23 protein-coding genes, 1 tRNA gene and 1 pseudogene are annotated in these 20,041 nt (G+C 59.9%); 10 read left to right on the top strand and 15 right to left on the bottom strand.

All coding sequences use genetic code 11. The annotated features are described in order from the left end of the window. Window positions 1–11 precede the first annotated feature (11 nt). The 3 genes from AC0L8G_RS09025 to AC0L8G_RS09015 all read left to right on the top strand — a co-directional run bounded on the left by AC0L8G_RS09025 (window position 12) and on the right by AC0L8G_RS09015 (window position 2,043). A complete protein-coding gene (locus tag AC0L8G_RS09025; protein WP_473388472.1) occupies window positions 12–665 on the top strand; it encodes an OmpW/AlkL family protein in 654 nt (217 codons plus the stop codon). A 184-nt stretch (window positions 666–849) separates the two neighbouring features. Further along, window positions 850–1,203 (top strand): protocatechuate 4,5-dioxygenase subunit alpha, encoded by a 354-nt coding sequence (locus tag AC0L8G_RS09020; protein WP_473388471.1) that lies wholly within the window; start codon window positions 850–852, stop codon window positions 1,201–1,203. Further along, window positions 1,204–2,043, top strand: a complete 840-nt coding sequence (locus tag AC0L8G_RS09015; protein WP_473388470.1) for a class III extradiol dioxygenase family protein — start codon at window positions 1,204–1,206, stop codon at window positions 2,041–2,043. A gap of 30 nt (window positions 2,044–2,073) precedes the next feature. On the opposite strand, the gene AC0L8G_RS09010 is transcribed toward AC0L8G_RS09015, so the two are convergent. From AC0L8G_RS09010 to mnmA, 7 genes and pseudogenes are all read right to left on the bottom strand, one after another. Beyond that, complete coding sequence (locus AC0L8G_RS09010) at window positions 2,074–2,706, bottom strand: bifunctional 4-hydroxy-2-oxoglutarate aldolase/2-dehydro-3-deoxy-phosphogluconate aldolase (protein ID WP_473388468.1); 633 nt, start codon at window positions 2,704–2,706, stop codon at window positions 2,074–2,076. A 259-nt stretch (window positions 2,707–2,965) separates the two neighbouring features. Continuing rightward, window positions 2,966–3,042 (bottom strand) — tRNA-Met (locus AC0L8G_RS09005). Window positions 3,043–3,133: 91 nt separating this feature from the next. Next, complete coding sequence (locus AC0L8G_RS09000) at window positions 3,134–4,249, bottom strand: NAD(P)/FAD-dependent oxidoreductase (protein WP_473388467.1); 1,116 nt, start codon at window positions 4,247–4,249, stop codon at window positions 3,134–3,136. Continuing rightward, complete coding sequence (locus AC0L8G_RS08995) at window positions 4,242–4,715, bottom strand: GNAT family N-acetyltransferase (protein ID WP_473388466.1); 474 nt, start codon at window positions 4,713–4,715, stop codon at window positions 4,242–4,244. The genes AC0L8G_RS09000 and AC0L8G_RS08995 overlap by 8 nt, the downstream gene beginning before the upstream one ends. Beyond that, on the bottom strand, window positions 4,694–5,062 hold the full coding sequence (locus tag AC0L8G_RS08990) for a YkgJ family cysteine cluster protein (protein ID WP_473388464.1): 369 nt from the start codon (window positions 5,060–5,062) through the stop codon (window positions 4,694–4,696). Before AC0L8G_RS08990 ends, AC0L8G_RS08995 begins: the two co-directional genes overlap by 22 nt. A 21-nt stretch (window positions 5,063–5,083) precedes the next feature. Then, a complete protein-coding gene (locus AC0L8G_RS08985; protein WP_473388463.1) occupies window positions 5,084–5,518 on the bottom strand; it encodes a GNAT family N-acetyltransferase in 435 nt (144 codons plus the stop codon). Continuing rightward, window positions 5,515–6,703, bottom strand: a pseudogene (gene mnmA / locus AC0L8G_RS08980) (tRNA 2-thiouridine(34) synthase MnmA). Before mnmA ends, AC0L8G_RS08985 begins: the two are co-directional and overlap by 4 nt. A 179-nt stretch (window positions 6,704–6,882) precedes the next feature. On the opposite strand from mnmA, the gene AC0L8G_RS08975 reads away from it, so the two are divergent. After that, window positions 6,883–7,317 carry a thermonuclease family protein gene (locus tag AC0L8G_RS08975; protein WP_473388461.1) on the top strand — a complete coding sequence of 145 codons (435 nt, stop codon included), beginning with the start codon at window positions 6,883–6,885 and terminating at the stop codon, window positions 7,315–7,317. Between the two features lie 14 nt (window positions 7,318–7,331). On the opposite strand, the gene hemA is transcribed toward AC0L8G_RS08975, so the two are convergent. Next, entirely contained in the window at window positions 7,332–8,561 is a 1,230-nt protein-coding gene (gene hemA, locus AC0L8G_RS08970; protein WP_473388460.1) for a 5-aminolevulinate synthase, read from the bottom strand. 186 nt (window positions 8,562–8,747) lie between these two features. After that, the gene (locus AC0L8G_RS08965; RefSeq protein WP_473388841.1) at window positions 8,748–9,257 is read right to left on the bottom strand and encodes a MarR family winged helix-turn-helix transcriptional regulator; all 510 of its coding nucleotides are present in this window, start codon (window positions 9,255–9,257) and stop codon (window positions 8,748–8,750) included. Window positions 9,258–9,424: 167 nt separating this feature from the next. Here AC0L8G_RS08965 and hemB point away from each other — a divergent pair, with 167 nt between their 5' ends. Beyond that, window positions 9,425–10,423: a porphobilinogen synthase gene (hemB, locus tag AC0L8G_RS08960; RefSeq protein WP_473388459.1), complete on the top strand. Its 999-nt coding sequence runs from the start codon at window positions 9,425–9,427 to the stop codon at window positions 10,421–10,423. An 85-nt stretch (window positions 10,424–10,508) separates the two neighbouring features. Here hemB and AC0L8G_RS08955 read toward each other — a convergent pair whose 3' ends face one another. Together AC0L8G_RS08955 and rpmB are read right to left on the bottom strand one after the other, a co-directional pair. Continuing rightward, window positions 10,509–11,207: a VUT family protein gene (locus AC0L8G_RS08955; RefSeq protein WP_473388457.1), complete on the bottom strand. Its 699-nt coding sequence runs from the start codon at window positions 11,205–11,207 to the stop codon at window positions 10,509–10,511. 48 nt (window positions 11,208–11,255) lie between these two features. Next, window positions 11,256–11,534: a 50S ribosomal protein L28 gene (gene rpmB, locus AC0L8G_RS08950; protein ID WP_473388456.1), complete on the bottom strand. Its 279-nt coding sequence runs from the start codon at window positions 11,532–11,534 to the stop codon at window positions 11,256–11,258. A 250-nt stretch (window positions 11,535–11,784) separates the two neighbouring features. Here rpmB and AC0L8G_RS08945 point away from each other — a divergent pair, with 250 nt between their 5' ends. The 3 genes from AC0L8G_RS08945 to AC0L8G_RS08935 all read left to right on the top strand — a co-directional run bounded on the left by AC0L8G_RS08945 (window position 11,785) and on the right by AC0L8G_RS08935 (window position 15,761). Further along, a complete protein-coding gene (locus tag AC0L8G_RS08945) occupies window positions 11,785–14,829 on the top strand; it encodes a helicase-related protein (RefSeq protein ID WP_473388455.1) in 3,045 nt (1,014 codons plus the stop codon). Window positions 14,830–14,900: 71 nt separating this feature from the next. Next, window positions 14,901–15,305: an RNA-binding S4 domain-containing protein gene (locus AC0L8G_RS08940; RefSeq protein ID WP_473388840.1), complete on the top strand. Its 405-nt coding sequence runs from the start codon at window positions 14,901–14,903 to the stop codon at window positions 15,303–15,305. 9 nt (window positions 15,306–15,314) lie between these two features. Beyond that, window positions 15,315–15,761 (top strand): tellurite resistance TerB family protein, encoded by a 447-nt coding sequence (locus AC0L8G_RS08935; protein WP_473388453.1) that lies wholly within the window; start codon window positions 15,315–15,317, stop codon window positions 15,759–15,761. A gap of 9 nt (window positions 15,762–15,770) precedes the next feature. Here AC0L8G_RS08935 and AC0L8G_RS08930 read toward each other — a convergent pair whose 3' ends face one another. Further along, window positions 15,771–17,144, bottom strand: coding sequence for a diguanylate cyclase (locus AC0L8G_RS08930; RefSeq protein WP_473388452.1), 1,374 nt, complete (start codon window positions 17,142–17,144; stop codon window positions 15,771–15,773). 314 nt (window positions 17,145–17,458) lie between these two features. Between AC0L8G_RS08930 and fdxA the strand changes: the two genes are divergently transcribed. Then, complete coding sequence (gene fdxA, locus AC0L8G_RS08925) at window positions 17,459–17,797, top strand: ferredoxin FdxA (RefSeq protein WP_473388450.1); 339 nt, start codon at window positions 17,459–17,461, stop codon at window positions 17,795–17,797. A gap of 266 nt (window positions 17,798–18,063) precedes the next feature. Here the strand turns inward: fdxA and AC0L8G_RS08920 are convergent, their stop codons facing one another. Further along, the gene (locus AC0L8G_RS08920) at window positions 18,064–18,486 is read right to left on the bottom strand and encodes a hypothetical protein (protein ID WP_473388449.1); all 423 of its coding nucleotides are present in this window, start codon (window positions 18,484–18,486) and stop codon (window positions 18,064–18,066) included. A 58-nt stretch (window positions 18,487–18,544) separates the two neighbouring features. Here AC0L8G_RS08920 and AC0L8G_RS08915 point away from each other — a divergent pair, with 58 nt between their 5' ends. Further along, complete coding sequence (locus AC0L8G_RS08915) at window positions 18,545–19,222, top strand: CarD family transcriptional regulator (RefSeq protein ID WP_473388448.1); 678 nt, start codon at window positions 18,545–18,547, stop codon at window positions 19,220–19,222. Window positions 19,223–19,290: 68 nt separating this feature from the next. Here the strand turns inward: AC0L8G_RS08915 and AC0L8G_RS08910 are convergent, their stop codons facing one another. Then, entirely contained in the window at window positions 19,291–19,746 is a 456-nt protein-coding gene (locus AC0L8G_RS08910; RefSeq protein WP_473388446.1) for a hypothetical protein, read from the bottom strand. Between the two features lie 52 nt (window positions 19,747–19,798). Then, a complete protein-coding gene (locus AC0L8G_RS08905) occupies window positions 19,799–20,038 on the bottom strand; it encodes a hypothetical protein (RefSeq protein ID WP_473388445.1) in 240 nt (79 codons plus the stop codon). Window positions 20,039–20,041: the final 3 nt, after the last annotated feature.

Here is a 20,041-nt window from a genome sequence, read left to right as displayed (position 1 = left end):
GGGGAAGCGTCATGCTCCGTATTTGTTCCGCCGCCTTCATCGCCTCGAGCCTTTTCATGCCCCTTACCGCGCATGCAGAACAGGGAGACGTGCTGGTCCGCCTGCGCGGCATTCTGGTCTCGCCAACGGAAAATGCGACGGATGTGACGCCCGGCTTCCCTGGCGGATCGGTGGAGGTCGACAACGCTGTCGTGCCGGAACTCGATTTCACCTATTTTCTGACCAACAATATCGGCGCTGAACTTATCCTGGCGACGAGCCCCCATGACCTGAACGGGACCGGCGTGCTCGCCGGACTTGGCGAGATTGGCGATGTGATGGCGCTGCCGCCAACGCTGACGCTGCAATATCACTTCAATCCGGAAGGCCCGGTTCGCCCCTATGCCGGCGTCGGCGTCAATTATACGATTTTCTATTCCGAAGACGCCAGCGCGTCGCTGGTCAATGCAATCGGACCCACTGCACTTGATCTCGACGATAGTTTCGGCGTCGCATTTCAGGCCGGTTTTGACTTCGACATCACTGACCGATGGTTTGTGAACGTCGACGTCAAATACATCCAGATCGACACCACTGCGACGCTCAACACGGGCGGCACCATCAACACGGTCGATGTAGATCTCGATCCGATCGTCGCCGGCGTTGGAATCGGCATGCGCTTTTAGGGACGCCCTCTCCCCTTTGACGTATGCGGAGCTTGTGTGGGGCTCGCGACTTTGGCCGCGAGCCTTACGCAGGCAAATCCAACCAGAAGCGCAACGCTTGATCAGGGTCAAATTCGCGACGCCGGGCGCGGTGAAAATGATGACGACGCAAAATACTGGCGAAACATAAACGGGAGATATGAACATGACCGCGAGCAAACACGCGATTCCCGGCACGACGCCGTTTGACGGCGAGATGGCCCGGCGCGGCTTTGAGCTCAACGCCATGTGCTTTTCGTTTAACGAAAAGAAAAACCGCGACGCATTTGTCGAGGATGAAGAGGCCTATTGCGCGAAGTTCAACCTGACCGACGAACAGCGCGCCGCTGTCGCCTCCCGCAATGTTTTGCAGATGATCGCAGCAGGGGGAAACATTTATTACCTCGCAAAACTCGCCGGCATTTTCGGCCTTTCCGTACAGGATGTCGGCGCCCAGCAAACCGGCGTCAGCGTCGATGAATTCAAAGCGCGGCTCGCCGCGGAAGCGGTGGAGGTTTAGATGGCGGAAATACTTGGCGGCGTGTTCTCAAGCCACGTCCCGGCGATTGGCGGGGCGATTGCGAAGGGTCTGCAAAAAGACGCCTATTGGCGTCCGTTTTTCGACGGCTTTCCGGCGATACGCAACTGGCTGTCCGTCAAGAAGCCGGACATCGCCGTGGTGTTCTACAATGATCACGGCCTCAATTTCTTTCTAGACAAGATGCCGACTTTTGCAGTCGGCGCAGCGCCGCAATATGACAATGCCGATGAAGGCTGGGGCTTGCCGGTATGCAAGTCCGTCGCCGGCGCGCCGGAATTATCCTGGCATCTGATTGATCATCTGGTGGGCGCGGATTTTGATATTACGACCTGCCAGAAAATGCTCGTCGATCACGCCATGCTGGTGCCGTTCCAGCTTCTCTGGCCCGACATGGATGCGTGGCCGGTGCGCGTCGTGCCGATCGCGATAAACACGGTGCAACATCCACTCCCCAGCCCGCGCCGCTGTCTCGCGCTCGGTCACGCCGTGCACGACGCTCTTGAAACATGGGAGGGCGATGAGCGCATCGTCATTCTCGGCACGGGCGGTCTTTCGCATCAGCTTGACGGCGAACGCGCAGGCTTCATCAACAAGGACTATGACAAGCTTTGTCTCGACAGCCTCGCCGCGAACCCGCAAGCATTGGTCAATGACAGCTCGCTCGACATTATCGAAAAAGCCGGCAGTCAGGGCATTGAAATTCTCAACTGGATCGCCGCACGCGGCGCGGTTGGCGGGCGCGTGGTCGAGAAAGCGCGCAATTATCATATCCCGATCAGCAATACAGCGGCGGCGTCGCTATTGCTGGAACGCGTGTAGCCCTGCGCCCTGTTGGTCAGTGGAAATTGTTCATCCTCGCACCTCGCGCGCCAAGGCGAGCGCCTCGCGAGCCAATTGCGTGACGGCGTCATAATTGCCCGCATCGATTTCCTTTTGCGGGGTAAGCCAACTGCCGCCGCAGGCCACGACTGCGCTAACGCTCAGGAAGTCTTTCAAATTCGCTGCGGACACGCCGCCGGTCGGCATGAAGCGCATGTCGCGAAACACAGAAGACAGCGCTTTCAACATCGGCACGCCGCCGGCAAGCCCGGCAGGAAAAAACTTCACCGTACGCAATCCCAGATTCCAGGCGCGCTGCACTTCACTCGGCGTCACGGTGCCGGGAAAGATTTCAAGTTTGCGGGACTGGCAATATTTCACGACGTCTTCGTTGAGACCGGGCGAAACAATAAACTGAGCGCCGCGGCGCACGGTCTCCTCCGCCTGCGCCAGGGACAAGACCGTGCCGGCCCCGACAATCGCGCCGGGCGCGTTTTCCGCAATCGCCTCAAGACATTCCATCGCCGCATCCGTACGCAGCACGACCTCGATAATATCAAGACCGCCAGCCTGCAGCGCCGTCACTGTTTTTAGCGCGACCTCAGGATCGTCCGCCTGCACCAGCGGAACGACAGGCGTTTGTTGAAGCCGTTTAGCGACCATGGAGATGCCCCTCACTTTTTGTTCTAATTCCGGGCCCCAGACTATACCGGATTCTGACTAGCGGCCATTCGCTTGCGCGCATCCTAGCGCTGCACCCTGCCCGATCCATCGCCCGACATCAGTTTTTCAACTTCCGAAACGCTGACGAGACCGAAGTCGCCGGACATTGACTGTTCAAGCGAAACTGCTGCAACGGCAAATCCCGGCGGGCGCTTCGGCAAGCTGCGGCGCGGCAGTCTGTTGGAAATATCAGGTTATTTGGTAGCGGGAGGCAGATTTGAACCGCCGACCTCAGGGTTATGAATCCTGCGCTCTCACCAACTGAGCTACCCCGCCCCAAATGTGGCCCGGCGGGTTGAGGTTCAGCCCGGCGGGAGCGGAGGTCTATAGCGGGACTGGCGGGGTCTCGCAAGGCCATTTCAGCGCCTTAGCGCCCCATCCCGGCGACCAGTGCTGCGGCATGTTCGGCGATGGCGAGCGAGGTGGTTAATCCGGGAGATTCAATGCCGTAAAGCCCAAGATAGCCCGGCACGCCATGGATCGCGGGGTCTGAAAACAGGAAGTCTCCTTCCTCGCCCGGCCCCTTCAGTTTCGGGCGGATTCCCGCATAGCCTGGCTGGAGCTTGCTTTCATCGATATCCGGCCAGAATCGGCGGGCGGCGTCTGCGAAACTCGCCCGGCGCGAGGCGTCGACGGTGTAATCGGTGTTTGTGTCGATGAAGGTGATATCCGGCCCCAAACGGCCCTGCCCGCCGAGATCGCGCGTATAATGCACGCCCTGACTGTCCGGCGACGGCAAGGGATAAATCAGCCGCGCAAAGGGCGCCTTGCCCCCATAGGTGAAATACTGGCCCTTGCCATATTTGAGATGCGGGATGGCGTCGTCAGGTATCCCAGCAATCGAGCGCGCGACGCGGTCGGACCACAGGCCGGCGCAATTGACGACAATCTTCGCCTTTAGCGTGATCGGGTCTGCGCCGCCCACATCCAGTTCAATACCATCGCTTGTCACACGCCCCCCGGTGACGGGCGAAGACAGGGCTAGCGCGCCGCCGGCGTTTTCGATCTCGCCCAACAGGGCGAGCATATAGCCATGGCTGTCGATGATGCCTGTCGACGGCGACAGAATGGCGCTGGTGCAATTCAATCCGGGCTCCAGACCCATCGCCGACTTTGCATCAATGATCCGTAAATCGTCGACGCCGTTCGCTTCGCCCTTGGCCTTGAGCGGCGCAAGCAATGCGATCTCCGCCTCATTCGTTGCAACGAGGAGCTTGCCGCATCGCGCATGTTCAACATTGTGTTCGGCGCAAAAAGCGTAAAGCGCGTCGCGCCCCTTCACCGCCAGCGCTGCGCGCATGCCGCCGGGTTTATATTGAATGCCCGCATGAATGACTTCGGAATTTCGCGAAGAAGTTTCCTCGCCAAAGGCTTCGTTCTTTTCGAGGACGAACACTTCGCGGCCAGCTTTGGCAAGCGCGCGGGCGACAGCCAGACCGATGACGCCGGCGCCGATGACGACAGCGTCAACGCCCTCAGCCACGGGCCGTGCAACGCATGCGGATCACTTCTTCACCCAGTGGCTCATAGGTATGGCGGCTGATTTCTTTGAACCCATAGCGCTCATAAAACGGCAATCCGACGGTGTTTTTGGCAAACACCTCGACTTCCATCGTCTCATGAATGGCGGCGGGAATATCCATCAAGGCGCGCCCAACGCCTTTGCCGTGATAAGCCGGGTCCACAAAGATCGCGCCCACTTCATTGCCGATCATGGAAACAAAGCCGACGATCTTGTCGTCGATCAACGCAATATCCGTTACGGTATTGGGAATATATTTTTCCGCCACGGCAACGCGTTGCTCGGCGATAAACTCATCCGTCATGAACGGATGCGCGATCCGCGACGCCGCTTCCCAAGCCGCAAGCAATCCTTGAAGATCGCTCGGATGGAAAGGCCGCAGATCAATTTCGGAACGGGTCCGGTCTAGTCTGTCGTCGCCACCCATGTCGGGTCATCCTGCACTTCGCGTTCCCAGATCAGGAACTCGTAATATCCGCAACGCTTTTGCGTCGGAAATTCGCGGCAGATTTTCATACGACCGTCATAGATCGTGCAATTGCGCGTGTCCTTGTCGAGAAACATGCAGGACGTCACGAAATGCTCATCATCCGTATGACGAATGACCCGCGGGTTTTCCTTGTCACCCTTTTTGGTGAATTTCTTTTCTGCTTTTTCTTCGGAAATACCGTGAAACTTGGCGAGCCGTTTAAGGTCAGCCTTGTTCACAGGAATATGAGTGTAGGAACAGCAATAAGCTGAACACTTGACACAATCATAAAGCTTTTTCGACATGGTACGCCCCGCGCAGCAAACTCAATCCATCCGGTAGTGAACGAAGTCGCTTAAGGTTGCAACCTTATCATATAGTTTACGCGCTTGTCTGTTGCCTTCATCCGTATGCCAGTAGACGCGCGTCAGGCCGCGGCGTTTCGCTTCGTCATAGACGGCCTTGATGAGCGCGCGGCCGGTGCCGCTGCCGCGTGCGTCAGCATCCACATAAAGATCTTCAAGATAACAATAGCCTGTCGTCGACCAGGTTGAAGGATGCGGCAAGCCGTGCACGAAGCCAATCACTTCACCGTCCTGCTCGGCGACGAATGCAAAATAGGGTTCGCCGTCCAGCAGGCTGTGGAAAAGCTTCTCCGCATGGGCCTGCGGTAAATCTGTCTGGTAGAAATCCAGATAGGCGGCCCAAAGATCATGCCAGGCGGCTTCATCATCGGCGGTGATCGGACGAATGATCGTCATGCCGCCGCCACTGTCGAAGCGCTTTCCGTACCGGCGATCCAGCCGCCGCCCAGCACGCGATCATTGGCGTCATCCGGCGAATAGAAGACGCAAGCCTGCCCCGGCGCGACGCCCTCTTCGGGTTCGCCGAGATCTACGGACCAGCCGGTGGGGCTGGTTTCATCCCAAACGAGGGTCGCGGGCTTTGGCGGCCTGGTTGAGCGGACTTTGACCGCAACCGGCGCGCCGGCGCGCGCCGCGGCCTCGCCCTCGCCGTCCCCAAGCCATGTCACGTCTTTCAGATGAATGCGCGAGATCATCAGCGCTTCGCGCGGACCCACAATCACCTGCCGCTTGTCGGCGTCGAGACGCACCACATAAAGCGGGTCCCCCGCGGCAACGCCAAGGCCCCGCCTTTGGCCGACGGTATAATGGATAACGCCCGAATGGCGCGCCAGCACCGCGCCGTCCACATGGATAATCTCGCCGGGCTCAGCGGCGCCGGGGCGCAGACGCTCGACCACGGAAGCGTATTTGCCCTCCGGCACGAAACAAATGTCCTGGCTATCCGGCTTGTCCGCAACGACGAGCCCGAGTTCGCCGGCAATGCGGCGCACTTCGGATTTCGGCATCTCGCCCAACGGAAAGCGCAAATAGTCGAGCTGTTCTTTAGTCGTCGAGAACAGGAAATAGCTCTGATCTTTCGCGGCGTCATGGGCGCGGCGCAACTCCGGCCCGTCCGCCCCTTCGACGCGGCGGATATAATGGCCGGTCGCCATGGCCGCACCACCGAGATCGCGCGCCGTTTCCAGCAGGTCCTTGAACTTCACCCGCTCATTGCACCGGACGCAGGGGATCGGCGTCGCGCCCGCAAGATAGGTATCCGCGAAATCCTCCATCACCGCTTCGGAGAAGCGGTTTTCGTAATCGAGGACATAATGCGGGAAGCCCATCGCCTCTGCGACCCGGCGCGCATCCTGAATATCCTGGCCGGCGCAGCAGGCGCCTTTTTTCGCGATCGCAACCCCATGATCGTAAAGCTGCAGGGTGACGCCGACGACGTCATAGCCCGACAGCTTCGCGAGCGCCGCCGTAACCGACGAGATCGACGCCGCCGGACATCGCCACGATCACGCGCGAGCCAGCGGGCACGCCGAGGTCGATCCGCGGCGCGTCGATGGTCGATATGTCTTTCAAAAGGCTCATGAATACAAAGGCTCAAATTAGGGCCGGAACATAGGGGCCCGGAAACCGGAAAACCAGTCCCGCATATGGGACCGAAAGCTTCAAATCCTAACCAATCCCTTAAGCGCGCCCTAATCGCCCCCGCCTAACCTTACCAAACGGACAGGCAAGCACGACAGGCAAATTCGGGGAGCCCGGCCATGCGCAAGCCAAAATCATCACGCCTGCTGCAGACGATTGCGGCCCTGTGCGCCGTCAGTCTCGCCTTTTACGTCACCGGCGCAGCGCAAGCGCCTGCCCCGCATTATGAAGGCCAGGTTTCGCGCGTGGTGGATGGCGACACGTTTTACCTCGACAGCGTCGAAACCCGCATCCGGATATGGGGCCTGGACGCCCCGGAGCGCGGTGAGCGCGGCGGCAACGCTGCGACCCGCGCCTTGCGCGAAATCGCCCATGGGCGCCGTCTCGATTGCAAGCAGGTCGATATTGACCGCTATGGCCGGATTGTCGGCCAGTGCTTCCTGCCCGATGGCCGGGATGTGGCGGCGCTGATGATAGAGAGCGGAACCGCGCAGGAATATCTGCGCTATTCGGGCGGCTACTATTCGACTTTAAAAGTCGCGAGCAGCAATTAGCGTTTGCCTGCTGCTCAGGCTGCGCGTTTCAGCTTCAGCGCCGTCCACACATCGTCCAGCGCCTTGACCAGCCCGTCCATGTGATCATCCGTATGCAACGGGGTCGGTGTAAAGCGCAGGCGCTCCGTGCCTTTCGGGACCGTCGGATAGTTGATCGGCTGCACATAGATATTGTGCTGTTCCAGCAGATAATCGGATACGCGCTTGCACTGCACCGGATCGCCGACCTTCACCGGCACGATATGGCTCACCGATTCCATCACCGGCAGGCCTTCATTGGCGAGCAATTTCTTCAGATGCGCCGCGCGCTCTTGATGCTGCTCACGCAGATGGTTCGAGACTTTCAGCGTTTCGACGCTGGCGAGTGCGCCGGCGACGAGCACCGGCGACAGCGCCGTCGTGAAAATGAAGCCCGACGCATAGGAACGAATAGCGTCGATAATGTCGGCATTCGCGGCGATGTAACCGCCCATCACACCGATCGCCTTACCGAGCGTGCCCTCAATAATGTCGATGCGATGCGCAACGCTGTCGCGTTCGGACACGCCGCCGCCGCGCGGACCGTAAAGGCCCACCGCATGCACTTCATCGAGATAGGTGAAAGCATTGTAGCGCTCGGCGAGATCGCAGATCTCTTTCAAGGGCGCGATGTCGCCATCCATCGAATAGACGGATTCAAAGGCGATGACTTTCGGCCGGTCCGCCGGCAGTTCCGCCAGCAATTCTTCGAGATGCTCAAGGTCGTTATGGCGCCAGATGCGCTTGATCGAACGGCCGCCGCGAATGCCTTCGATCATCGAAGCGTGATTGAGTTCGTCGGAAAGAATCACGCAGTCAGGCAGGATGCGCGAAATGGTCGACAAGGTTGCTTCGTTCGACACATATCCTGATGTGAACAATAGCGCGGCTTCCTTGCCATGCAGGTCAGCGAGCGAGCGCTCAAGCTTCATGTGGTAATGCGTGGTGCCGGCGATATTACGCGTACCGCCTGCCCCGGCGCCGACTTTTCTCAGCGCATCTTCCATCGCGCCGGTTACGGCCGGATGCTGTCCCATGCCGAGATAATCATTCGAACACCAGACTGTGATCTCGCGGGGCTCGCGGCCGGCTTCATTGTGGCCGCCATAATAGAGCGCAGTGGGGAATTGCCCGCGCATGCGCTCAAGATCCGCGAATACGCGGTAACGGCCCTCTGCACGGACCGCATCCACGGCCTGCTGGAATGCTTCGTTATAATCGACCATCACACCTGTAGGGGTCAGCGCCCCCGCTTTTCCTCAGAAAGACACATAATCAAGTAGTGCCTGCAAAGGCCAGTGCCAAGCGGCAGGAAAGCGACGGACGGAACGCCGCATCCGCGAAAAAGAAAACGCGCTTCCCGGAAGAAGCGCGTTTCATGCTTAACTTGAGAATAATTCTCAATTACGCGACTACAGGCGGTAACGCACCTGATCAGCCCAGAAACGCTCAAGGCGCTGCAAGGTCTTGTTGGTGTCGTCGATCAGTTGGGTGTTGACGCCGCCGACCTGCTCCACCGAGGTGAGCTGACGCTCGAACAAACCGGTGATCGCATCGCGGACTTCAAGGCCCACATCAGTCAGCGAAACGCGCTTGGAGCGGCGATCCGTGTTGGAACGCTCATCCTTGATGTAGCCCTTCTCCACCAACTGTTTGAGATTGTAGGAGACGTTGGAGCCGAGATAGTGGCCGCGCGAGCGCAATTCGCCCGGGGTCAGCTCCGCATCGCCGATATTGTAAAGCAGCAGCGCCTGAACAGAGTTAATATCCGTCTGGCCCAACCGCTCGAGTTCGTCCTTGATCACATCAAGGAGTTGCCGGTGAAGCCGCTCCACCAGATGCAACAGTTGAAGATAGCCGGATTCCAGCGCCTCAGGATCTTTGCTGACCTTGCTCGCGCTCTCGCCTATCACTTCTCGCATCGCCCCATTGATTGTCATTATAAAATCTCACTCAACCAAATCTGAGGTTCAGGTATACTGTGGAGGTCTAAAAGCGCGGTTAAGCCGGACTGCTCAATTTGAAATCAAATTCTAATGAGGACAGTAATAGGCTAGGCTGTAAAACCCGCGTAAAACCATAACGGATTATGAACAAAACACCCCTCGCCCGCTTTCCCGCCCTCCGCCTGCGCCGCCCGCGCATGACGGACTGGTCCCGCCGCCTGCATGCGGAAACCCGTCTTTCGGCGGATGATTTCATCTGGGCGATCATCCTGAAGGAGGGAAAAGCCCTGCGCGAGCCGGTGGCGTCGATGCCGGGCGTTTACCGCCTGTCCCCGGATGAGGCGGTGAAAGCCGCGATGGAAGCGCGAGATCTCGGGATTCCGGCGCTGGCGCTGTTTCCCTATACGGATGCGCAAGGGCGCACGGACGGCGGTGAAGAAGCGATTAATCCTGATAATCTGATGTGCCGCACGGCCCGCGCCATCAAGCAGCAAGTGCCGGAAATCGGCCTGATGGCGGATGTCGCCCTCGATCCTTACACGGATCACGGCCATGACGGACTGATGCGCGACGGCGAAATCCTCAATGACGAAACCGTCGAAATCCTCGTCCAGCAATCGGTCAATCAGGCTCGCGCGGGATTCGATATCATCGCTCCGTCAGACATGATGGACGGGCGCGTCGGCGCCATCCGCGAAGGGCTCGACCAGGCGGGCTTTGAACATGTTCTGATCATGGCCTATGCGGCGAAATACGCCTCGGCTTTTTACGGGCCCTATCGCGACGCCATCGGCTCTTCGGGCGTGCTCAAAGGCGACAAGCGCACCTATCAGATGAACCCCGCCAATAGCGACGAGGCGATCCGCGAAGTCGCGCTCGACCTCGCCGAAGGCGCGGATTCGGTGATGGTGAAACCCGGCCTGCCCTATCTCGATATTGTCCGGCGCATCAAAGACGAATTCGGCGCGCCGACTTTCGTTTTTCAGGTCTCCGGCGAATATGCGATGATCAAAGCGGCAAGCGCGAATGGCTGGATCGACGGCGACCGCGCCATGCTGGAATCCTTGCTGGCCTTCAAACGCGCGGGGGCCGACGGGATTATTACTTACTTTGCGGCGGATGCGGCGCGGAAGCTACGGTAACGTACAAGAACCAGAATTCTATTCATTCACCACGTCCTTATTGCTTTCTCGCTTGGTCGCTACGAAGACACGCAAGTAAATAGAATCAAATCCCGCCATAGCCGCCTTTCGGCCGCAAGCTTTTCCGTAATAATCCGTATACCGGCAAAAAACCAAGCGCGACGAGTGTCTTGATCGCAAAATCGCCGATCATCCAGTTGATCCACGGCGCGCCGCTGCCCGCATAGACGCCGGGAAAATAAATCAACGCATAGGTCGCATAACCGAACAACGCAGCAAACAGCGGCGGCCGCCACCACCGCGCCCCGCCGCGAGAAATATCATAAACGCTCGCCGCCATATATTGCGTGGCCATGGCGCTGGCGGTGAAGAAGATCGTAAAGCGCACGCCCGGCAAGTCGCCATCTTCGAGCGACGGCGCGAGGATCGAAAGCTCTGCAAAAATCGCAGCCGCCGCGACGCCCCAGGACGCGGTGACCATGCGCGATGATTCATCGCCGCCATATTTGCGCGCGACCAAAATCGCCAGCAGCGGCGCGAGCCCCATGAGGAAGCCGCCAATGCTCAGCCAGTTTGACGGGCGCGAGGCGATGGCGTCGCCGGCGAGCCAGTTAAAACTATAGAGGGGAATATCGACCGTCAGGATGGCGGCGAGCAAAAGCGGCGTCATTAACGCCGCGAGCACCACCATGCGCATGAACGACGTGGCAAAAGCGCCTGACGTTCGCGCCAGACGCTCTACCGCTGTTTCACGAGGATTATGCTTTTCGACCGCCGCTTCCATGCGCCCTACCTAGATGGCCGGACGCAGAACATTGGTGCGACCGGCTTTTTAGGAAGCTTTCGCCAGTTTGCGCTTCAGTTTCAAGGCGCTTGTGGAAAGGTTCGCATCGTCCGCCTTGGCGAGGAAGACATCGAGCCCGCCCACATGGTCAACCGTGCGGAGCGCGGAAGCTGCGATGCGGAACTTGAAGCCCTGGCCGAGCTTGTCCGAATGCAGCGTGACATTGCAGAGATTCGGCAGGAAACGCCGCTTCGTCCGGTTCTTCGCGTGGGACACGTTATTGCCCGTAATCGGACCGACACCTGTCAATTCACACCGCCGCGCCATGGGTCTAGCCTTGCATTTGAGGGGCCTCGCGCCATATCTGGCGGCGTCCGCCCGTTCTGAAACCTTGAAATTGAGCCGCGCTCATTAACTGAGGCCCGACTGGGCGTCAAGCGCTTTACCCGGCAGATTTTCGCCATTAACCGCGACTCCCCTATAAATACGCCAGTAATCGCCAAAAGCCATATTTCCAGTGCCCTCTTCCCCCTCTTTTGACGCCTTCTCGACCTCCGGGGGCCGCCTATGCGCGGTTTTGGGGCCCACCAATACGGGCAAGACCCATTATGCGCTGGACCGGATGCTGGCCCATAAATCGGGGATGATCGGCCTGCCCCTGCGGCTGCTGGCCCGGGAGATCTATGACCGCATCATCAAGATCAAGGACCCGCGCGAGGTCGCCCTGGTCACCGGGGAGGAAAAGATCGTGCCTCCCAACCCCCGCTACTGGGTGGCGACGGTGGAGGCCATGCCCCTCGATCAGCCGGTGGAATTCCTCGCCATTGATGAAATCCAGCTCGCCGCCGATCCGGAGCGCGGGCGGATTTTCACCTCCCGCCTCCTCCATGCGCGCGGTCGCAGCGAGACCTTGCTGCTCGGCTCGCACACAATGCGCCCGATCTTGCAGCGCCTCTTCTCCAATATCGAATTCCTGTCGCGGGACCGGTTTTCCAATCTCAGCTATACCGGACCGAAAAAGGCAACGCGCCTGCCGCGCCGTTCCGCGATTGTCGCCTTCTCCGCCGACACGGTCTACGCGCTCGCCGAGCTGATCCGCCGGCAACGCGGCGGCGCGGCGGTGGTGCTCGGCGCCTTGTCGCCGCGCACCCGCAACGCCCAGGCCGAACTCTATCAATCGGGCGAAGTGGATTTCCTGATCGCCACGGACGCCATCGGCATGGGGCTCAACATGGATATCGACCATGTGGCCTTCGCCGCCGCGCGCAAATTCGACGGCCATCGCCCCCGCAATCTCAATCCGGCCGAACTGGCGCAGATCGCCGGGCGCGCCGGACGCCATATTCGCGACGGCACTTTTGGCGTGACGGCTGACTGCCGCGCCTTTGACGAAGACCTCGTCACCGCGATTGAAGAGCATCAATTTGACCCTGTGACCGCGCTGATGTGGCGGTCTGAGCGGATTGATCTGTCGTCCCTGCCGGCGCTCTTTAAATCGCTCGATACGCGCCCGCCGCGCGAATTTTTCATGCGGTCGCGGCGCGAAGATGACGAAGATGCGTTGCAGCGGCTCGCGGCGCGCGACGAAATCCGCGACATGGCCAAGGGCGGCGCCGCGCTCGCCACGCTTTGGGATCTCTGCCAGATCCCCGATTTCAGGAAAGTGGGCGGCGACCAGCATGCGCGGCTTTTGGGTGACATATTCGAAATCCTGATGCGCGACGGCAGAATCTCCGATGACTGGCTCGCCCCGCGCATTGATCGGCTGGAACGCATAGATGGCGATATAGACGCGCTTTCCGCTCGCATCGCGCATATCAGGACATGGACATACCTGTCCCACCGCGCTCAATGGATTGACCGCGCGCCTTATTGGCAAGAGCGCGCCCGCGCGATAGAAGACAAGCTCTCGGACGCGCTGCATGAAAAACTGACGCAAAGATTTGTCGACCGGCGCACGGCAGCCTTGTTAAAGCGTTTAAAGGATGACGAACCGCTGCTGGCGGGGGTCACCGACGACGGAGAAGTGATTGTGGAAGGCCAATTCATCGGCCGGCTTTTGGGGTTCGAATTTATCGTTGATCCGCGCGCGAGCGGCGCGGAGGCGAAATCCTTGCGCGCAGCTGGCGAGAAAGCCTTGCGCCCGGTTCTCGCGGCGCGCGCAGCGGCGCTCGCAAATGCAGAGCCCGGCGAATTGCGCCTTGATGATGACGGAACGGTCTGGTGGCGATCGGCGCCGGTTGCGAAACTTGAAAAAGGCCCCGCCCCGCTGCGTCCGTCTCTGGCGATTTCCGGCCTCGCCGATGTCACGCCGAATTTGCGCGGCCGCGTTGAAGACCGATTGAAAGAATTCGCCGCATCAAAAATCGAAGGCTTGCTCGGCCCGCTGGTTGCGCTGCAGGCGGCCGCCAATTCAGAATCCGAAGACGGACTGAAAGGGCTGACCAAGGGCGTTGCGTTTCGCCTGGTTGAAAATTTCGGCGCCACTTCGCGCACCCAGTTCGGCGACGATCTGAAACAGATCGATCAGGAAGAACGCTCCAAGCTGAGAAAGCTCGGCGTGCGCTTTGGCGAGTTCACACTATTCATGCCCGCCTTGTTGAAACCCGCGCCGGCGTCCTTGCTGACGCTGCTCTGGGCGTTGTGGACGGATCGCAAATTGACCGATGCGCCCGCGCCCGCCGCAGGTCGTGTTTCCGTCACCATGAGCGAAAATCTTCCGCATGCTTACTATTACGCCGGCGGCTATCGCCCGTCCGGCGTGCGCGCGGTGCGCATAGACATGCTGGAACGCCTTGCAGGGCTCATCCGCACGGCCCGCAATGAAGGCAATACGCGCGAAGGCTTTGAAGCAAATTCGCAGATGATGTCGCTGGTCGGGTGCTCCGGCGAGGACTTTGAGGCGATCCTGCGCTCGCTCGGTTTCCGCAAGAATGTCGTGAAGCGCAAAGCCGAGGCGCCGAAAATCGACGCCGCCAGCGCCGCGCCAGAAATGCCTGCCGCGCAGCCGGAAACACCCGTCGCTGAGGCTCCTGAGACCGTCGCCGAAACGGCAAGTGAAACTGAAGCTGCTGCGCCGCAATCCCCGGAATCCCCAGAATCCATTGTGGAGGCGGCGCCCTCCGCTGCGGACGCGTCAGCGCCGCAACCCCATGAAACCCCTTCTCTCGCGGACACGCCGGCAGAGGCCGCCGCTCAAGCGGCGCCCGACGCGCCGGCATCAGCGCCTTCAGCGACAGAGACCAGCGATCCGGCGACACCGGACGCCCCCGTCGCCGCAGACGCAGACGCAGACGCAGACGCAGAGGAAATTGAAGTCACGCTGTGGCGCCCGGCCCCTCGCCGGCCCAAACCACAACCCGGCCAGAACGCAAGATCGCAGCAACGCCGCGATGGCGACCGCAACGCCAATGCAAAGAACGCTGGCGCAAGAAACAAGGACGGCAAACCGCATGGCGGCGGCCGCGCCCGCGACGACCGCAAAGGCGGACGCGACGGCAATCGCGGCCCGCGCCGGAATAATGACGGCGGCAAGAATCGCAAACCCGCCGTTTATTCCGCCAGTCCGCGCCGCGAGAAAAAGCCGATCCGGATTCGCCTTTCGCAGTGCTTGCAGGGCTAAAGGCGGAGCTTTCCGACGCGCCAAAGAATGGCAAGGCGAAAGAACCAGAGAAAGCTGAATGACGGCGGCGCCTGCGGCAGATTGAGACCGGCGCGGTCGCCCAGCGTATCGACAAATGGCTCTGGCAGGCGCGGTTTTTCAAAACCCGCACCCTTGCTGCAAAATTCGTCAGCGACGGCAATGTGCGCATCACGCGCGGCGAAAACACGACCCGCGCCGACAAACCAAGCGCCTCCATACGGCCCGGCGACGTGGTTATTTTTACGCGGGACGAACGGTTGCGCGTGATCGCCATTCTTGCCTGCGCTGAGCGGCGCGGTCCGGCGAGTGAGGCGCAGATGCTGTATGATGACCGCTCCCCGCCGCCGCCGAAAAAAGAAGATGCAGAGCGGAAGCCATTTACCCGCGAAAAAGGCGCCGGGCGGCCCACCAAAAAAGACCGCCGGGCGCTCTCTTCGCTGAAGTCCCGCAATTAAGGAATAAAGATGCTCGACAAGCTGTTTGACCGTTTCAAAAACGAATCCGTCGCAGACCAGGCCCCGGAAGAGCCGTTGGAGCTCGCATTCGCCGCCCTGCTTGTCGAAGCCGCGCGGGCGGATGAGACCTATGACGAACGCGAGGCGGTGATCATCGAGCGCGCGCTGAAGCAGCGCTTCTCCCTTTCCGACGCCAAGGCGAGTGAACTGCGCCACAAGGCCGAGGCCGCCCAGGCCAGCGCAAGTGACATCCACCGCTTCACCAAGATCGCCAAGGCCATGAGCCGCAGCGAAAAGATCGAGCTGATCGAAGACCTCTGGGGAATTGTCCTCTCAGACGGCGAACGCGACCCCTATGAAGAAACCCTGATCCGCCAGATTTGCGGCCTCATCTATGTCGATGACCAGGATAGCGGCGCGGCGCGATCCCGGGTCACCGCCCGGCTCGGCCAATAGCAACAGCCATCAGCCTTGGACCGCCTGCATGGGGCGGGATGGCTCATTCGCCGCATTCCGGTCGTCCATCACATGCATGCCGAAACGGTCGACGAGCACAACACGGTTCCGCCCCTTGGCTTTCGCGTGATAGAGAGCCGCGTCCGCCGCCTCTACAAGCTCCGTCGGCGAAAGCCCGCCCGACGCTTCCGCGACGCCAATACTGACGGTCACCCTCAGATCCTCGCCGCCTTTCACGGGCACGGTCTCGGCCGCAACCGCCGCACGCAATCTTTCAGCGGTTTCTGCGGCTGTTTCCATCGTCGCCCCCGGCAGAAGTATGGAAAATTCCTCGCCGCCAGTGCGATAAATTCGATCAAATGGGCGCACGGTCGCAGACATCGCCTGCGCGGCGGCGCGCAAAACATCGTCGCCCGCACTATGCCCGAATGTATCGTTCACTTTTTTGAAGTGATCTAAATCGAGCGAAATCAGCGCGCCCTCTTCGCCGTAACGACGGATACGCGCATAGGTTTCTTCCAGCGCTTCATCGAAAGCGCGACGGTTCAACAGTTTCGTCAGGCCGTCCCGATGCGCCAGATCAGAAAGCGCCGATTCGGTTTCATCGATCCGAACGATCATGCGGTTAAATTCGCTCGCGACCTGCTGCAGCTCGGGCGGCACTTCAATATTGATGCGGTGATTGCGGTCGCCTTCAGCGAAACATTGTGCGCCTTCGACCAGCTTGTCGACGCTGCTCGAAAGCACCCGTCCGATCAAAACCACGCCGCCGACAATCGTCAAAAACGACAAAAGCCCCGCAATGCCCGCCAGCCAGATCGCGCGTTCGCGATAGCGCAAGGCGCGCTGGTGATCGGCCTCAATCGCGTCGGCGACCAGCGCATATAGTGCGCCAAGCCTGTCCGATGACGCTTCAATGGAGCCGTGGAAACGCTCCAGCGCTTCCTCCGTCTGCGGATCGCCATGCGGACGGCGAACGGTGAGCAGCTCCGTCGCGAAACCATCCGCAGTGGTCCAGTCATCGCGAGCCCGCTCGACCAGCGTCACCGCTTCCGCATCCGCGCCCATATTTTCGTGGACCGCAGCAAATTGCAGTTCGATGCGGCCGCGCAACTCGCGATAGGCTGGCGCAAGCCCGGCATCGCCGCCCTCAACAAACTCGTCGACCGGAATGAGCGTATCCCAGATCAGAACCCGCAAATCCTGGGCAACGGCGACCTGGTCGCGCTGCCGCATGGAAACATCATGAAAAGCGTTGATGACGCCGTGGTTAAGCAGCCAGTAGCCCAACACCGCTGAGGTCGCGAGCGGCGCGACGGCGGTGATCATACTGACGACAATCCAAAATCGCAGGGAGCGCGACTTCCAGTAGGGACCGGACATAGACATTCCTTGGTTTGGCCAGAGGCCGGACTCTCCCCGCGCGCCGCAGCATTTCATACCGTGACGATCGCAAACCGTTTAACCATTTGAAGTTAACCGGGAATGTCTCAACATGGTTAACAAGTGCCGACACCGCGCCGCCGCGCCCTGCAGCCGCAGCGGCCTTTCGCCATGGCCTGGCGCTTCCGGCCCGGGCCCTGGGGACCGCCCCAATCAAGGAAAAATGAGAGGCCTGTCAGGAAACCTCGCTTGCGTCCGGGCGACGAGCGGGTAAGAAGAGCGAAAATAGCCGTGAAGTAAGGAGCGCCTCCCCCATGACCTATGTGGTGACCGAAGCATGCATTAAATGCAAATACACTGACTGCGTGGAGGTGTGCCCTGTCGATTGCTTCTATGAGGGCGAGAATATGCTGGTGATCCATCCGGATGAATGCATTGACTGCGGCGTCTGCGAGCCGGAATGCCCTGCGGAAGCGATCATTCCGGACACTGAGTCGGGCGCCGACAAATGGCTTGAGCTGAACACGAAATACGCCGCCGAGTGGCCTAATATTACTCAGAAAATCGACGCTATGCCGGGTGCGGATGACGTGGTCGAAGAAGAAGGCAAGCTCGAGAAATATTTCAGCGAAAAGCCCGGCGCGGGCTCGTAAGCGCCTGTCATTCCCGCTGCGGCTAGACCTCTCAACCCCATAGCCTAGGTTGAAGTTTTGTGCTAACATCCTAGATGAATCTTGGATCGTTTTGCAGCGGGAACCGCTGAGCCGGAGCCTTCAGAAAGTCGCTTAAGTATTTGTATATACTCAACTATCCGGACCATTCTTTACCAGGAAGTGGTTGGCTTACGATTAAGATAAGCGCTTCGGCTAACAGGCAGGCATGAGCCCGCCGCGCAGTTTCTGCTAAGAAGCATCCCCGATTACATGCCGCCGGCCAATCCGCCGGCTTCATTTTGGACAAGGTCAGTCATGGCGACGAAAGCAGCAACCAAGAAAAAAGCGGCGGCGAAAAAAGCCCCGGCCAAAAAGAAAACAGCGGCCAAAAAAGCGGCCGCGCCCAAAACGGTGAAGAAGGCGACCGCCAAAACCACCGCAACCAAGACCAAGAAAACAGCGGCCAAAAAGGCCGCTCCAGCGAAGAAAACAGTGAAGAAAACCGCCGCCAAGGCCGCACCGGCCAAGAAAACAGTGAAAAAGGCGGCTGCGCCGAAACCGGCGAAAAAGGCTGCGGCCAAAAAAGCGCCCGCCAAGAGAGCGGCTGCAAAACCGGCCGCCGCCAAGACGGCGACCAAAGCGGCTCCTAAGCCGGCGAAAAAAGCCGCCGCCAAAAAGGCGCCCGCCAAGAAAGCCGCCCCCAAGACCAAGGCGGCCAAGAAAGCCGCCGCCCCTCGCCGGGAGAAAATGGTGAATGTGGGCCAGGCGCCGCGTAAAACCACCCTGGCCGCCTCGATCCCGACACCGTCCATGGCGCCGCCCAAAGATGCGCCTCAGGCGGATGCAGAAGCTTCGGTCAACACCGCCGCTTCGCAAAACGCCAAGCAGGATTTCAAGGTCAATGACAAGATCGTCTATCCCGCTCACGGGGTCGGCAAGATCATCAGCCTTGAAAAGCAACAAGTCGCCGGCATCGCCATCGAGCTTTTTGTGATCGATTTCGATCAGGAAAAGATGAAACTTCGCGTGCCGACCGGCAAGGCGAAGGCCGCCGGCATGCGCGCCTTGTCCGATGACAAAACCGTCAAGGACGCGATCACCACGCTAAAGGGCCGTGCACGGATCAAACGCACCATGTGGAGCCGGCGCGCCCAAGAATATGACGCCAAGATCAATTCCGGCGACATGAAACTTGTGGCGGAAGTTGTGCGCGACCTTTATCGCGGCGATGACCAGCCGGAACAAAGCTATTCTGAACGCCAGCTCTTTGAAGCGGCGCTGGACCGCATGGCCCGCGAAGTCGCGGCTGTCCGCAATGTGGATCTCGGCAACGCCATCGAAGAAATTGAAAGCGTGCTGAAGAAAAAAGCAGGCGCCGCAGCGGCGGCGACCGCAGCAGCCGCCGCTGCAACAGCAGCAGCATAACGCATCAGACGGGTTCACCGGGCGCCGCGCGCGCTCGGTGAGACCGTCTTTTTTTGCGCGAAAACCCCCTATCCTAACCGCTCGATCTGCAATGGGTGTTTAAGGTCTATCGACGGCCCGTTGATCGCCTCCACAAGGCCGCGCACCCGCACCGACGCGCCCTTGAACGCGCCCAGATCGATGCCGGATTTCACCCAGCGCCGGTAAAGCCGGCTTGCTGCGCCCGCCGTAAAGTCGCTGCGAAAATCTTCACCGAAATTCAGATAGAAGCGCGAGCCATGCTGCTCTGCGCGGAGAACAACCCCTTCAACCAGATGATATGAGTTTAGCGCGCCCCATGCGGACGCCGCATTGTACACGCGATAGTCCGGGCGCGCCCACAATCCGCGGCGGCGATCGCGCGCGACGGATTCAAGCGTCAGCAATCGGGCGATGAATGCGTGGTCTTCGCTTTGCGGGGCGACGCGAACGGCGCCTTGTGCGACAAGCATTTCCTGCAATGTCTCCTGCGCGGCCGCCGACATCGCCTTTACTCGGCGAACCGACCAGCGCGTCGCCGGCAAGACATCTTCTATTTCAAATGCTCCAGTGATGATCGCCTGCAGGGCGTTGCGCGAGATCCGCGAAGTAAGCAGGCGTGGTTTCGCTCAAAGTATAAAGCGGCGGCGCCATAATATCGGCAAGACGGAACTCAGCCTCGCCGCTTGTGAACCGATCGCCGGAAAGCGCTTTTGCATTGGAAATCAACTCGCCCGCGCGGGCGCCGGAAAAGCACGCAGTCGACGCAACGCCAGCAAGAAATGCGCGGCGTTTCATCGG

The sequence above is a fragment of the Hyphococcus sp. D3-15 genome (genome assembly GCF_055809375.1).
Note: the sequence above shows the minus strand (reverse complement) of the source record. Positions and strands in the feature narration are given on the sequence as shown.

Excerpts from the sequence above, each read along its gene's own strand:
- AC0L8G_RS09015 (WP_473388470.1), top strand. The coding sequence starts at position 1,204 with ATGGCGGAAATACTTGGCGGCGTGTTCTCAAGCCACGTCCCGGCGATT.
- AC0L8G_RS08915 (WP_473388448.1), top strand. The coding sequence starts at position 18,545 with ATGGTGAATGTGGGCCAGGCGCCGCGTAAAACCACCCTGGCCGCCTCG.
- rpmB (WP_473388456.1), bottom strand. The coding sequence starts at position 11,534 with ATGGCGCGGCGGTGTGAATTGACAGGTGTCGGTCCGATTACGGGCAAT.
- fdxA (WP_473388450.1), top strand. The coding sequence starts at position 17,459 with ATGACCTATGTGGTGACCGAAGCATGCATTAAATGCAAATACACTGAC.
- hemB (WP_473388459.1), top strand. The coding sequence starts at position 9,425 with ATGAACAAAACACCCCTCGCCCGCTTTCCCGCCCTCCGCCTGCGCCGC.
- AC0L8G_RS08985 (WP_473388463.1), bottom strand. The coding sequence starts at position 5,518 with ATGACGATCATTCGTCCGATCACCGCCGATGATGAAGCCGCCTGGCAT.
- hemA (WP_473388460.1), bottom strand. The coding sequence starts at position 8,561 with ATGGTCGATTATAACGAAGCATTCCAGCAGGCCGTGGATGCGGTCCGT.
- AC0L8G_RS09020 (WP_473388471.1), top strand. The coding sequence starts at position 850 with ATGACCGCGAGCAAACACGCGATTCCCGGCACGACGCCGTTTGACGGC.
- AC0L8G_RS08990 (WP_473388464.1), bottom strand. The coding sequence starts at position 5,062 with ATGTCGAAAAAGCTTTATGATTGTGTCAAGTGTTCAGCTTATTGCTGT.
- AC0L8G_RS09025 (WP_473388472.1), top strand. The coding sequence starts at position 12 with ATGCTCCGTATTTGTTCCGCCGCCTTCATCGCCTCGAGCCTTTTCATG.
- AC0L8G_RS08935 (WP_473388453.1), top strand. The coding sequence starts at position 15,315 with ATGCTCGACAAGCTGTTTGACCGTTTCAAAAACGAATCCGTCGCAGAC.
- AC0L8G_RS08975 (WP_473388461.1), top strand. The coding sequence starts at position 6,883 with ATGCGCAAGCCAAAATCATCACGCCTGCTGCAGACGATTGCGGCCCTG.
- AC0L8G_RS08905 (WP_473388445.1), bottom strand. The coding sequence starts at position 20,038 with ATGAAACGCCGCGCATTTCTTGCTGGCGTTGCGTCGACTGCGTGCTTT.
- AC0L8G_RS08995 (WP_473388466.1), bottom strand. The coding sequence starts at position 4,715 with ATGGGTGGCGACGACAGACTAGACCGGACCCGTTCCGAAATTGATCTG.
- AC0L8G_RS09010 (WP_473388468.1), bottom strand. The coding sequence starts at position 2,706 with ATGGTCGCTAAACGGCTTCAACAAACGCCTGTCGTTCCGCTGGTGCAG.
- AC0L8G_RS08930 (WP_473388452.1), bottom strand. The coding sequence starts at position 17,144 with ATGTCCGGTCCCTACTGGAAGTCGCGCTCCCTGCGATTTTGGATTGTC.
- AC0L8G_RS08910 (WP_473388446.1), bottom strand. The coding sequence starts at position 19,746 with ATGTCGGCGGCCGCGCAGGAGACATTGCAGGAAATGCTTGTCGCACAA.
- AC0L8G_RS08955 (WP_473388457.1), bottom strand. The coding sequence starts at position 11,207 with ATGGAAGCGGCGGTCGAAAAGCATAATCCTCGTGAAACAGCGGTAGAG.
- AC0L8G_RS08965 (WP_473388841.1), bottom strand. The coding sequence starts at position 9,257 with ATGCGAGAAGTGATAGGCGAGAGCGCGAGCAAGGTCAGCAAAGATCCT.